The organism is Cryobacterium sp. PH29-G1 (genome assembly GCF_030063365.1).
In the GTDB taxonomy this organism is placed as follows: domain Bacteria; phylum Actinomycetota; class Actinomycetes; order Actinomycetales; family Microbacteriaceae; genus Cryobacterium.
In genome coordinates, this window is the sequence record NZ_JASISY010000016.1 from 43918 (window position 1) to 56577 (window position 12660).

The 12660-nt window shown below is 62.4% G+C and carries 16 protein-coding genes; 12 read left to right on the forward strand and 4 right to left on the reverse strand.

Annotated elements, in window-relative coordinates; translation table 11 throughout:
• The first annotated feature begins 46 nt into the window (after positions 1-46).
• The 5 genes from QMK22_RS15755 (at position 47) to QMK22_RS15775 (ending at position 4912) form a co-directional block, all read left to right on the forward strand.
• Entirely contained in the window at positions 47-817 is a 771-nt protein-coding gene (locus QMK22_RS15755) for an SDR family NAD(P)-dependent oxidoreductase (RefSeq protein ID WP_283498602.1), read from the forward strand.
• Positions 789-1721 carry an SDR family NAD(P)-dependent oxidoreductase gene (locus tag QMK22_RS15760; RefSeq protein WP_283498603.1) on the forward strand — a complete coding sequence of 311 codons (933 nt, stop codon included), beginning with the start codon at positions 789-791 and terminating at the stop codon, positions 1719-1721. Before QMK22_RS15755 ends, QMK22_RS15760 begins: the two co-directional genes overlap by 29 nt.
• 103 nt (positions 1722-1824) lie before the next feature.
• On the forward strand, positions 1825-2805 hold the full coding sequence (locus QMK22_RS15765) for a tripartite tricarboxylate transporter substrate binding protein (protein ID WP_283498604.1): 981 nt from the start codon (positions 1825-1827) through the stop codon (positions 2803-2805).
• 51 nt (positions 2806-2856) lie between these two features.
• Entirely contained in the window at positions 2857-3381 is a 525-nt protein-coding gene (locus QMK22_RS15770) for a tripartite tricarboxylate transporter TctB family protein (protein WP_283498605.1), read from the forward strand.
• Between the two features lies 1 nt (position 3382).
• The gene (locus QMK22_RS15775) at positions 3383-4912 is read left to right on the forward strand and encodes a tripartite tricarboxylate transporter permease (RefSeq protein ID WP_283498606.1); all 1530 of its coding nucleotides are present in this window, start codon (positions 3383-3385) and stop codon (positions 4910-4912) included.
• A 136-nt stretch (positions 4913-5048) separates the two neighbouring features.
• Here the strand turns inward: QMK22_RS15775 and QMK22_RS15780 are convergent, their stop codons facing one another.
• A complete protein-coding gene (locus QMK22_RS15780; RefSeq protein ID WP_283498607.1) occupies positions 5049-6026 on the reverse strand; it encodes an NAD(P)H-quinone oxidoreductase in 978 nt (325 codons plus the stop codon).
• Between the two features lie 153 nt (positions 6027-6179).
• Complete coding sequence (locus QMK22_RS15785) at positions 6180-6371, reverse strand: hypothetical protein (protein WP_283498608.1); 192 nt, start codon at positions 6369-6371, stop codon at positions 6180-6182.
• A gap of 147 nt (positions 6372-6518) precedes the next feature.
• On the opposite strand from QMK22_RS15785, the gene QMK22_RS15790 reads away from it, so the two are divergent.
• The 4 genes from QMK22_RS15790 (at position 6519) to QMK22_RS17625 (ending at position 8384) form a co-directional block, all read left to right on the forward strand.
• On the forward strand, positions 6519-6860 hold the full coding sequence (locus QMK22_RS15790) for a hypothetical protein (RefSeq protein WP_283498609.1): 342 nt from the start codon (positions 6519-6521) through the stop codon (positions 6858-6860).
• 133 nt (positions 6861-6993) lie between these two features.
• Positions 6994-7404, forward strand: coding sequence for a hypothetical protein (locus tag QMK22_RS15795; protein ID WP_283498610.1), 411 nt, complete (start codon positions 6994-6996; stop codon positions 7402-7404).
• Between the two features lie 54 nt (positions 7405-7458).
• Positions 7459-7875, forward strand: a complete 417-nt coding sequence (locus tag QMK22_RS15800) for a VOC family protein (RefSeq protein WP_283498611.1) — start codon at positions 7459-7461, stop codon at positions 7873-7875.
• Positions 7876-7898: 23 nt separating this feature from the next.
• Positions 7899-8384 (forward strand): hypothetical protein, encoded by a 486-nt coding sequence (locus tag QMK22_RS17625; RefSeq protein WP_502857882.1) that lies wholly within the window; start codon positions 7899-7901, stop codon positions 8382-8384.
• Here the strand turns inward: QMK22_RS17625 and QMK22_RS15805 are convergent.
• Positions 8381-10177 (reverse strand): chloride channel protein, encoded by a 1797-nt coding sequence (locus tag QMK22_RS15805; RefSeq protein WP_283498612.1) that lies wholly within the window; start codon positions 10175-10177, stop codon positions 8381-8383. The genes QMK22_RS17625 and QMK22_RS15805 overlap by 4 nt on opposite strands.
• Positions 10178-10260: 83 nt before the next feature.
• Here QMK22_RS15805 and QMK22_RS15810 point away from each other — a divergent pair, with 83 nt between their 5' ends.
• Positions 10261-10734, forward strand: coding sequence for a MarR family transcriptional regulator (locus QMK22_RS15810; RefSeq protein ID WP_283498613.1), 474 nt, complete (start codon positions 10261-10263; stop codon positions 10732-10734).
• 13 nt (positions 10735-10747) lie between these two features.
• On the opposite strand, the gene QMK22_RS15815 is transcribed toward QMK22_RS15810, so the two are convergent.
• A complete protein-coding gene (locus QMK22_RS15815) occupies positions 10748-11257 on the reverse strand; it encodes a nitroreductase family deazaflavin-dependent oxidoreductase (RefSeq protein WP_283498614.1) in 510 nt (169 codons plus the stop codon).
• Between the two features lie 150 nt (positions 11258-11407).
• On the opposite strand from QMK22_RS15815, the gene QMK22_RS15820 reads away from it, so the two are divergent.
• On the forward strand, positions 11408-11866 hold the full coding sequence (locus QMK22_RS15820; RefSeq protein ID WP_283498615.1) for a hypothetical protein: 459 nt from the start codon (positions 11408-11410) through the stop codon (positions 11864-11866).
• Between the two features lie 79 nt (positions 11867-11945).
• Positions 11946-12647: a Crp/Fnr family transcriptional regulator gene (locus QMK22_RS15825; RefSeq protein WP_283498616.1), complete on the forward strand. Its 702-nt coding sequence runs from the start codon at positions 11946-11948 to the stop codon at positions 12645-12647.
• Positions 12648-12660: the final 13 nt, after the last annotated feature.

Sequence of the window (12660 nt, forward strand, 5' to 3'; positions counted from 1 at the left end):
CAGGGGTCTGTGGTGCGCCCAAAATGATAATCGTGAAAGGAATTCTATGAACCTCGCCGTAAATTCACCGAGAACCGTGATTGTTACCGGAGCAGCCGGAGGCATTGGGAACGAAATTGTCACCTCATTTTTGGCCCGCGGTGACGACGTCGTAGCCGTCGACATGAGCGACGCCGTCATGGCGGCCGATACTGACACCGCAGGGCAGGGACGGGGCCGGCTTGTCGGAATCGTCGCGGATGTCAGCCGCACCGAAAGTTGGCTCCACGTCATTACGGCGGCCGAGAAATTCGGACGGCCAGTCGGCGTCCTTATTAACAATGCGGGTATATCGCCAAAACGTAACGGCGCAAAAGTGCCGGGGGACCAGATCGACCGGGATGAATGGGACAAGGTCCTTGCCGTCAACCTCACGGGGCCATTTCTAGGTATCCAGGCTGTGGCACCGGGTATGAAGAAATTGGGCTACGGCCGAATCGTGAACATGTCCTCGCTTGCGGCACGTGACGGCGGTCGGCTCGGGGGTGTTCACTACGCGGCGACCAAAACTGGCCTGCTCGGACTCACGCGGAGCTTCGCCCGCGAACTGGCACCCTTTGGCATCACCGTCAACGCGGTGGCGCCGGGCAGAATCGACGCCGGAATGGCCTCCTCCGTTTCCGACGAAGTCAACCAAGAATATGCCACGCGCATACCCACCGGCCGCCTCGGCACCGCAACCGATGTGGCCGGGGCCGTTCTCTATCTGGCGGACTCGAGCAGCGATTTTGTAACGGGGGTGACCCTGGATGTCAACGGCGGCTCTTATATGGGTTAGAAGCTGGGCATCCAAATGGCAGGCAGCGCGTACGCGTAGCGCGGTCACGGATTGCACCGGCCGAACGGTTTTTATTACCGGTGGAAGTCAAGGTATCGGGGCGGCAACGGCTCGGCGATTCGCCGCCGGGGGCGCATCGCTTGTTATCGTCGACAGCGACCGGGCGGCGTTGGCTGAATTCATGAGCGAGCTCGGGCCATCGCACTTGGGGGTTACCGCCGACGTCACCGACAGCGATTCTCTAAACGTTGCTGTGGAACTGGCCATCGCGCGCTTCGGGGGCATCGACGTCGTCGTCGTCAATGCGGGTATCGGCAGCGCGTCGACGGTTCTTGCTTCGGACATCGAACGACTGGCGCGGATCATTGACGTGAACCTCACCGGCGTCATGAGAACCATAAAGGCCACCTTGGAGGCGGTCGCGGCGAGTCGAGGACATTTCCTGCTGATGAGTTCCGCAGCGGTATTCAAGAATCTACCCCGGGCGAATGCGTACGCCGCTGCAAAGGCGGGGGTCGCGGCTTTGGGTGGCGCCCTGCGGCTGGAAGTCGCGCATAAGGGTGTCACTGTCGGCGTTGCCCATCCGGGGTGGATCGCGACGGGGATGATCGCGGGGAGCTCGACCCGATCGGGAACGAGTGGATCCCTGCCGTGGCCGTTCAACGTGGTGACGGATGTGGACGCGTGCGCCGCTCGGCTGGTTGCGGCGATCATCCGCCGTGATCGCACTGTCTACATCCCCGGCGCGCTCGCATTCGTTGACACCTTCCGCTTCCTTTCCACGGGCAGGTTGTGGGATGCGTACATGAAACCGCGCAGTGCCAGGCAGGTTCGGGTATGGGAATCCGAGTGCGCCGAATCAGCCCGTGAGGCAACCCTGCAACCCGTCAAAACCGTTTCATAGATCAGCCAAACCCGGTTGTGTCAGGAATCACAGTTATGATTTACTGATAGTCCAATCCATACGGATTGAACTATCAAAATCATCGAGAACAATGAGGTTCAACTTGAAAAGCACATTTTTTACATCCGCCGCAGTAATCCTCAGCGTCGGTGTGGCAGTGTCCCTGACGGGATGCGGAGCCGCGGGTACTGCTGAAGCCGTCGATGCGGGCTACCCCGCGAAGACGGTCAAGTTTTTGATGCCCTACGCTGCCGGCGGCCCCTCCGACGTGACGTCGCGGGCGATGGCCCAGTGCCTGAGTCAAGGTCTGGGGGGTACCTTCGTGGTGGAAAACCAGTCCAGCGGTGCCGGTGCCGTCGCCATGCAGCAGCTGGCCAGCGCGAAACCGGACGGATACACCGTCGGCCTGAGTACCAATGGCCCCATGGTGTTGAACCCTATGTTCAACGAGCTGCCGTACAGCATGGACGATTTCACCGCTATCGGCACCATGGCGAAGATCCCCACCATGTTTGCCGTCGGAAAGGACTCGCCCTTCAAGGATGCGGAGTCGCTCTTTCAGGCTGCTCAGGAGAATCCGGGCACCATTTCCATGGGTGTCCCCGGCGCCACGAGTTCCCTGGCAATCGAGCTGAAGAAGCTCCAACAGGACTTCGATATTGAATTCGCGGTTGTACCGACTTCCGGTAGCGCGGAACTGATCACCAACCTCCTTGGTGGACATATTGACGCGGTCTTCATCAACGACCACAAGGACGTCGCGGCGCATGTCAAGGACGGTGGGTTCGTGCCCCTCGCCGCCGCAAGCCAGGAACGATCGAAGACCTACGCGGACCTACCGACCATGGAGGAACTCGGATACGAGGGCTTCTTCACGGATTCCGTTTATGGGCTCTTCGGCCCGAAGGGTCTCCCGGACGCCATCGTCGCCACGCTGGAATCCGGCATTGAGGCCTGCACACAGGACCAGGAGGTCATCGATCAGATCGGTGAGCGTTTTGTGCCGGACACGTTCTCTAACGCCGAGGAAACCGCGGCAGTCTTTGCTGACATGCAGACCCGCTACGAGCCGCTCGTCGGCTAATAACCGTTGGATGGTTCTTGGGCCAAACACTCAACAGAAGGTTAGATCTTCATGGTTACTTCAATCTTGGAAGCGGGCCAACGCCTGGAGCGAAGCGAAGACGAGACGTTGCCGCGTAGGGCAGGTCTCAACCGCCTGCCCGCGCTCGTCTTGTTCATCGTCGGTGTCGCCGCAATGATCGGCGCGTGGAACCTCTCGGTGGGTTCGCTCCAGCACCCGCAACCGGGTCTCTGGCCCTTCGTCGTGTCGTTCGTCATCGCGCTGACGGGCGGCATCTTGACGCTCTTTCCCGAGCAGATACCGCTCGAGGCATGGAACCGCCGAAGTTTGGGGGTCATCGGGGGCATAGTGAGCCTGGGCGTGTTCATCATCCTGTTCGAGACCATCGGCTTCATCATCCCGGCGATTCTGATGCTTGTGCTTTGGCTCAAGGTTTTCGGCGGAGAGAGGTGGATCCCCACCATCATTCTTTCGATTGTTGGCTCCGCTACGTCCTACCTACTTTTTGCTGAGTTGCTCGGTGTGCCCTTCCCCCAGGACATCGTGCTGAATGCGCTGTCCTGGATTGGAATTTGATATGGATACGTTAGATAGTTTGACTCTGGGATTTTCGGTAGCCTTCGAACCGACGAACCTTCTCTTCGTGCTCATTGGCGTCGTCATCGGCACCGCTATTGGTGTTCTTCCGGGGCTGGGGCCGACGGCGACCATCGCATTGTTGCTACCCATCACCTACACGATGGATGCCACGACGTCGATCATCATGCTGGCCGGCATCTACTACGGCTCGATGTACGGCGGCACCATCACCTCGGTTCTGTTGCGTTTGCCCGGCGAAGCGGCCTCCGTCGTGACTGCGATCGACGGTTACCAAATGACGAAGCAGGGCCGAGCTGGTACGGCGCTCGGTATTGCGGCTATTGGTTCGTTTATCGGCGGCACGGTGTCGATCATTGGCCTGACTTTTCTTGCCCCGATGCTGGCAAACGTTGCGCTCGCGATGGGTCCCGCAGCGTACGTTGCGCTGATGGTGCTTGGGTTGTTTCTCGTGACGTCGATCGGTACAGGTTCCACGATCAAGAGCCTCTGCATGGCCGGACTCGGACTGGCCCTCTCGACAGTTGGCCAGGATCCGATTGACGGCTCTAGCCGTTTCACGTTCGGCAGCGTTGGGCTGCTGAGCGGATTCGATTTTGTGGCGGTGGCCATGGGCCTCTTCGGTGTGGGCGAACTGCTCCACAGCTTGGAGAAGAGCGAACACGGCCAGGCCATCAAGGTGAAGATCAAGAACATCTGGCCATCACGCAAAGACATGAAGGAATCCTCGGGTGCCATCGCTCGCGGATCTGTGCTGGGGTTCTTTATCGGTGTGCTGCCGGGCGGTGGTGGCGTTATTTCCTCGCTGGCTTCCTACGCCATGGAAAAGAAGCGTGCAAAAGACCCGTCGCGATTCGGCAAGGGAGCGATCGAGGGAGTGGCCGGTCCGGAGACGGCCAACAATGCCTCTTCGACTTCGGCGTTTATTCCGCTGCTCGTTCTGGGCATTCCCTCCAACGTGGTGCTGGCCCTTATCTTCGGAGCGCTATTGATGCACGGGATGACCCCGGGACCGCAGCTGATAGCCGAGCAACCCAACCTGTTCTGGGGCATCATCGCCTCCATGTACATCGGCAATCTGATGCTTCTGGTCTTGAATATCCCGTTGGTGGGCGTCTTCGTTCAGATGCTCCGCGTTCGTACCGGCATTCTGATTGCGTTTGCGCTGCTGATCGTGATGATCGGTGTCTTTTCGATCAACAACAGCCCGTTCGATATGTGGGTTGTCCTAGGATTCGGTGTGCTGGGATGGCTCATGAACAAAACAGGCTTTGATCCCGGCCCGCTCGTGCTGGCTTTCGTGCTCGGACCGATCTTGGAAAAGTCCTTCCGTCAGTCCATGCTCATCTCGGGTGGAAGTCTCGAGATCTTCGTGACGGATCCAGCCGCAGCCCTAATTTTCGGCGCGATCGCCCTGGGCATCCTCTACAAGGTGCTGGGTACGCGGCTGAAACGTCGTAAGAAAACAGCACCGGTGATTCCGGCCGAGTCAGTCGATATCGATTCCTGAGGTCTGCGTGCGACGACCGAGAATGGGGCCTTAGCTGCGTGGCGTTCTAAGTCCGGCGGTGAGTATGCGCACAGCCGTCAATAAAGCCAAGACGACCGCAGCCCCACTTGTCGTGGGGCTGCGGTCGTCTTGCCGTTTAGCGTTCGACGATCAGCAGGAGCTTTCCGATGTGGCCGGAACTTTCCAGCAGACGATGCGCCGCCGCGGCCTCATTCAAGGGGAAGCGCGCGAAGATCACGGGGCGAATCTCGCCGCTCTCCACGAGCGGCCAAACAGATTTGCGCACGCTTGCGACGATGTTGGCCTTGTCTTCGATGCTTCTCGAACGGAGGGTGGTTGACCGGATCGTTGCCCGTTTTCGCATCAGTGCCCCAAAGTTGAGGGTGCCTTCTTCGCCGCTGAGGTTGCCGATATTCATGATGCGACCGTCCGTGCGGAGGGCTGTGAGATTGCGGGACAGATACCCTCCTCCAATCGAGTCGAGAATGACATCTGCGCCGCCGTACTCCTCAACGACCCGCGACTCAAAGGCCTCCTCGCGGTACTCGATCGCCAGATCGGCTCCGAGGCTGCGGCAGGCATCCGCTTTCTCGGCCGACCCGACGGTGACGACCGCACGCGCACCGAAGGCGCCAGCCAACTGAATCGCCATCGTGCCGATGCCGCTAGAGCCGCCGTGAACGAGGAGAACATCATCGCGTTTGAGTTCGCCCAACATAAAGACGTTGTGCCAAACCGTGGTGATCGCCTCGATCAGTCCCGCCGCATCCAGGAGATCAACTCCAGCCGGTACGGGAAGCGCATGACGCTCATCGACGACGGCTCGTTCGGCGTATCCGCCTCCAGCCAGCAGCGCACACACCCTGTCGCCGACGGAGAACAGGGTGACATCATTTCCTACTTCGCTGACGATTCCAGAGATTTCCAGCCCGGGCCACAGCGGGGCACCTGGCGGCGGCGGGTAGGTGCCCCGTCGCTGGCTGACATCAGCACGATTCACGGCTGCCGCATGGACATCTACGACTATGTCGCGACGCCCCATTGTGGGCTGGTCAACGTTGGCTAGTTCAAGTACGGAAGGGTCACCTGGTTCGCGGATCACAATTGCTTTCATCTATCGAACGTATCCGACTGAGCGCGATTAAAATTCATCTCTGATCGGCTAAACGCCGCAAACGGCGGTAGGGCTCCGCATCCACTGCGCTCGACCGCCGTGACGGCGTCGCCGCCCAGCGGGGACGTTTCGGCGACCTCCTCGTGGAGAGGACTAGCCGCGCAGCCGCCGCCAGATAGAGCGGATGCGGCGACGCGCCGCGCTCCAGAACGCGCGGGATCGAGTGCGGGCGGCCTGACGACGTTCGGACTCCATCTTTCGTTCCTGCAGGAAGGCCTTCGCGCCTTCTTTGTTGCGGGTGCGTACCCACTGACCGTTTCCGCCGCCCATGAACATCTTGACCACATCCCGTCCCCGTTGGTTCGTGCCATTCTTCCACGGTAGCCGGGAAGCCTACGCGGGCGAAAGATGACTTATTGGGGACCGCTTGACGGTGCTCGCGCAGGCGCATCCGGCTTGCCGTCGCGAAATTGCGCCTTGTAGGGTTGGGTCATGGGCGCATCTTCTGAAACGTTGTCGAACCGAAGTACGCCAAGCGCGACCCGCTCCCTCAGTCGCGCGGCGTTCTGGCTGGGCGTTCTCGCCACGGTGAGCTATGTGTTGGGGTGGATTCTCGTGGCCTGGGTGCTGCCCGGCAATGTGTTCGTGATCGGCCTCGCGACCGTTTTGGATTATCTCGTGCCGATCGTCGGCATCATCGTGGGTCATGTGGCGCGACACCGGGAAGGTCGGGAGCGCGCCTCGACCGTTGGCTTAGTGCTGTCGTACCTGTTCTTCGCCGCGGCCGTCATCCCGCTCCTCTTGGCTGTTCTGGTTCTGGTAGCAACGCCCTAAGCGCTGTACACGCGACGCGGATACCCGCACTCTCCGTCTGCCCGTCACCCCGGATAGACTCCTGCCAAGGATCGGGAAATCAGGCTCCCGGGGCAGCCTGTCCGATGGCCGCGTAGCCGAGTTTGGGGAACGTATGTCACTTCGCATCACCAGCACGTCAACGAAGATCGGCTACGTCGTCGCCGCGTATGTAGTCGGTCCCTTGATCGTTCTCTTCGTAGCCTTGGTGGCAGGGCCGCCTCTGGCGGCAGCGGCGACCGTAATGTTGCTCCTCGCAGTGGTTGGCTTTGCGGTGCGTACTTTTCGGGGCGAGGGCGAGCCCGTTGCCGCGCCGAGGGCCTGGTGGCGCATGACCGCCCAACCAACTTCGGGTTTCGTGTTTTCAGCGCTCTTTCTCGGGCAGGCCGTATCCCTCGCGTTCACCGCCGCACCACGGACCGACGTGGGGGCGTTCATCGCCATTGCGCCCGTCTACGCCGGCCTGGGCGCACTGTTTGCCTACTCGTCGATCCGGTTGAGAAGCGTGCGTCACAAGCGAGGGTGACGGCATCCGCTGTGACCCAGCCGAGATCAATTGCCCATAAGAAAGGAGCGAACGATGAGAATTGCCCTGACGAGTGTCTTCGTCACCGACCAGCTCGCAGCCCTCGCCTTCTATACCGAGGTGCTCGGTTTTAAGAAGCGGCAGCAAATTGCCCTCGGCGACGATTTCTGGCTCACCGTCGTCTCGCCCGAATCGTTGGATGGTCCCGAGCTGTTGCTCGAACCGGCGGGGCACCCTGCTGTGAAGCCCTATCGGGACGCGCTCATGAGAGACGGCATTCCGCTAGCCCAATTCGCCGTCGATGACCTCACGGTGGAGCACGCCAGACTGACCAGCCGGGGCGTGGTGTTCACGCTGCCGCCCACCGATGTGGGCACCGCCGTCGTTGCGGTCTTTGACGACACCTGCGGCAACCTCATCCAGCTCATCGAAATGAAGCCGGAGACGCACCACGCCGACGCTATCGTCTAGCTGTACCCGGCAAGCAACTCGGAATCTCCCGGCAGTGTGCCGATCGGTGGGTGCGCCACTACCGTGCTGAGGGCGAAGCTCGCCTCAACGACCAAGCTATCCGGGCCAGGGCGCGATCTTCATGGATCGGGGAACACGCGAGAGGACATCTTCGGCCCCATGGGGCGGCCCGCCCGAACGCGAGGGGGCAGCTTCGGCCCCTTGAGACTGGTTCATGGGGCCGAATGCGGCATCTCGCGAAGATCATGGGGCCGAATGCGGCATCTCGCGAAGATCATGGGGCCGAATGCGGCATCTCGCCCGCGCGAGCAGCCGCACTGCCCGGCCTACCGGCAGGTCGAACGCGTCAACCGCACCTCCGCCCCGCGCCAGCGAGTGTCACCAACCAGATGGCCGGCTACACCTGGCTGGTGAGGATGGTTGGCGGGACCACCAACGGGTCGCAGGCTGAGGGCAGAAAACGTGTGTGGCAGCACCGTGCGCATCAACATTCAAAGCGGATGAGCTAGGCGCGTTGGCCGACGGGCTTATCGGTGAGCCGGCGAAGCACCGCATCGGGGGTGAGCCAGCCCGCCAGTTTCCCCTCGGCATCGACGACGGGGATGCCGTCGCTCTCGGTCGCGGCCAGCACCGCATCCAGCACGGTATCGAGCGTGACCTCGGGGTGCGCCACCACCGGCACCTCGATCAGATTGCTCAGTGTGATGCTCGCGGCGTCATCGTCGTTGCCGAGCGCGTCCGAGATAGCAGAGACCGTGACAATCCCGATGAATTCCCCGCTCTGATGCACCACCGGCAGGGCACGCTTGCCGGTGGCGAGCAGCATCCGTGCGCCCTCGGCGGCAGCAAGCCGCGAACTGACCGGGTCGGGTGCATCGCTCATGACCTCGCGCACCAGCGTTGAATGCAAGAGGATGCCGCCCGGCCCGCCATCGACGCTCACCCCGCGGCGGCGCAGCTTGAGGGTATAGATCGTGTCCTTGCTGAGCACCCGCGAGACGCCCGTCGAGATGACGATGGCCAGCAGCAGCGGCAGGATGATGGAGTATTCGCCGGTGAGCTCGAACAGGATGATGGTGGCCGTGATCGGCGCCCGGGTCGCACCGGCGAAAACCGCTCCCATGCCGACCAGTGCAAAGGTTCCGGTCTGCCCGGCGTAGACGGGAAACAGGGCTCCGGCAGCCTGGCCGAAGGCCGCGCCGAGCATGGCGCCAATAAACAGGGAGGGCGCGAACACGCCGCCCGATCCGCCGATGCCGATGGTGAGGCTCGTGGCCACGACCTTGCCCACCAACAGCAGCAGCAAGAAGCCGAAGACGTACCCACCCTGAACTCCCTTTTCCAGCACCGGGTAGCCCACCCCGTACATCTGCGGCAGGGCGAACAGCAGCAGGCCGAGAAAGAGGCCGCCGACCACCGGGCGCAACCATTCCGGCCCGTGCCAGGCCCAGTTGCACAGGTCTTCGACGGCGTAGAGCACCTTGGTGAAGCCCACTCCGGTGAGCCCGGCCAGCAGCCCGAGCACCGCGAACAGGGCGAACTGTGACGGGTCAACGATGCTGAACGTGGGCAGGGTGAGAAACGGGTGATCGCCCAAAATGGACCGGCCCACGATCGAGGCGGTGACCGAGGAGAGCACGACCACACCGAACGACCGCGCGGCGAAATCGCGCAGCAGCAGTTCGAGGGCGAAGAAGACCCCGGCGATCGGCGCGTTGAAGGTGGCGGCAATGGCGCCGGCCGCGCCACAGGCGACGAGCGTGCGCAACTGTGATTCCGGCATCCGCACGAAGCGGCCCAGGGTGGAGCCGAGCGCGGAACCGATCTGCACGATTGGCCCTTCGCGGCCGACCGACCCACCCGAGCCGATGGTGATGGCCGAGGCGAGTGACTTGACGATGGCGACCTTGCCCGGAATGCGACCCCCGCGTTTGGTGATGGCGTACATGACCTCGGGCACACCGTGGCCGCGGGCCTCGGGGGCGAATTTGTGCACGAGCGGCCCGTAGAGCAACCCGCCGACCGCCGGGGCGAGAATAACGAACGCACCACCGAGCCAGGGCAGCCAGGGGTGAGCCGGATGCCCCTCCGTAGCCGAGTAGTCGGTTGTTCCGGTAAAGATCACCGTAGCGGTGGCCACCAGCCAGCGAAAAGCCACCGCGGCCAGACCGACGCCGGCACCGACCACGACCGCCATAATGAGTAGCCGACCGGAGCCGTGAGTGGCGCGATCGACGAACTCTCGGGCTGACTGCAGCCAGACAAACACTCGTCCCGGTGAAGGCGGAGTGGGCTGCGCCATCAGGGCTCCAAAATGTGTAATGTTGCAACTGTTGCATTTATGCAAGAGTTAGGCTATCACCCGTCAGGAACGGAGCTCGACCAATGGATGCTGCTGCCAGCGCTAAAACGCGCGCCGCCGACGCCACTCTCGACGCTTCGCGCGCCCTGCTCGGAGTGGTGGCCCGCTCGGTTGTGACGGCCCTGGAAGTGGTCACCCTGCCGCAGTTTCGGGTGCTCGTCGTGCTCAGCACGGCTGGGCCGACCCGCATGGGCGCGATCGCCGAACGGATGGGCGCGCTGCCCTCCACTTTCAGCCGGTTCATCGATCGCATGGTGGCCGGGGGATGGGTGCAACGCGCTTCGAGTCCGGGCAGCCGGCGCGAGGTGCTGCTCGAGCTTACGCCGAGCGGCCGGCGGCTGGTCGACGAGGTTACCGAGCGGCGCCGCGAAAAGATCTCCGAGATTCTCGCGGCCCTGACCGCGCAGCAACAGGCCGCGGTCGAACACGCCTTTCGGGCGTTCGCCGATGCCGCCGGCGAGACACCGCCCGCCGATCTACTGACCCTGGGTCTCTGACCGGGTTGCTCGACTACCGGTCGTCGGCGCTGGCTTCCTGCGGGCGAAAGCCGATCAGTGGCAGCTCTTGTACGACTCGGCGGCGCCCTTCGGGAGAGCCGTCGTACTGCCAGCCGAGGAGTCGGCTGAGCACCCGCTGCACGATGCGACGGGGGATACCGCTGTGCTTTTCATAGTGTTCGAACACCACCTCGGCCTCATGCAGCCCGAGTTGGCGCATGGAAGGAACATACCGGGCGGTCCCGATCCAAATCTCCTGCGCCAGCCCGGCTTCAACATTGTGCAGCCATTGTGATTTGGCACCCCACCCGGCCACGACGATGGCCTCCCGTGACGCTCGGTCATAGTGCACGACTTCCAGGGGAGTCTCGTAGGTCTTCCCTGATTTGCGTCCCCGGTGCACCAGCATGAGAAATCGGTGCCCGAAGAGAAAACCCAGGCGGGCGTGAAAGAGGTACACGGGCAGGTGAAATAACCGCCGCAGTACTCCGCCGGGCGGCTGCAGAGCGGGCTGTGCAGTCATCCTTCCATACTCCTCCTTCGTCGTGCGGTTCGGCCGAAAAATGAAACGACAACCTTTCCGACGTTGTGTATTCCAGATCGCAGAACTGTTGTTGGCCCGCGGAATACCTTCAGGTACTAAGCACATTCCCCTGACGAAAGGCTCACGCTCATGTCCACTGCACACGCAATTGCGCACCACCCCACCGCCACCTCGGCCACGATCGGCCGGCGCATCCTCGCCGGAGTTGTGGGTGGATTAGCTGGCGGCGTGGTCTTTGGAATGATGATGGCGATGATGGGGATGCTGACCACCATCGCGTCGATGGCCGGCTCAACTTCTGCCATGGTGGGCTTCGCCATGCACCTCATGATCTCCATCATGATCGGCCTGGGGCTCACCGTGCTGTTTGGCAATAGCCTGCTCACCAGCTACGGCCGCGGCGCCCTCGTTGGCATGGTTTACGGCGCCATCTGGTGGGTTCTCGGACCGCTCGTGATGATGCCCCTGATGCTCGGCATGCCCGTCTTCAGCATGGATATGACCACCGTGTTGTCGCTGATGGGACACCTGATCTTCGGGGTTATTCTGGGACTAGTCGCCGTGCGCGTGCTCAAGGGCCGTGCGTGACGATTGCGGTGACACGCTCAGCGCGGCCCCGACCGGGGACACTCGCCCGTGGTCGCCGCACGTACGAGAGGTCAACCCGTTGACAGCCACACCCGCCGAACCGTTTAGCTGCCTCACCGAGGTGGAACTGTTTGCGGACCTCTCGCCGGCTGAGATCGCGGCGATGGATCTGATGACCCCGGCCCACCTGTTTCGGGCCGGGGAGTTTGTCTTCAGCCAAAGCCAGCCGGTGACGGCGCTGTTTATTCTCAAATCCGGCCGGGTGCGCGTCTTTCGCGTGACCGAAGACGGCAAAGCCCTCACCATGGCCATTCTGGAACCCGGCGCGGTATTTGGTGAGATGCTCCTGGTCGGGCAGCGGATGTATGACAACTACGCCGAGGCCATCGAAGACGCCGCGATCTGCCAGCTCAGCGTCGCCGAGGTGGAGCAGTATTTTCTCTCCGACCCGCGCATCGCCGTGCGTATCTCGCGGCTGCTCGGTGACCAGGTGGCCCGGCTCGAGGAACGCCTCACCGACTTGGCGCTCCGTCCCCTGGCGGCACGGGTGGCCAGTACCCTGCTCAAGCTCGCCGAAGCGGCGCCTCCGCCCCGGTTCGGTCATGCCTTCGTCGTGCGGCTCACCCACGAGCAGCTGGCCGGACTGCTCGGCGCCACCCGGGAATCGACCAGCAAAACGATGGCCGACTTCGCCGCCCGCAGTCTGATTCGGCAGGGTCGGGGCCGCATCATCATTCAGGACACCGCAGCCCTGCACGAGGTTGCCCGAAAGACGGCATGATCGCCGGCCCGTA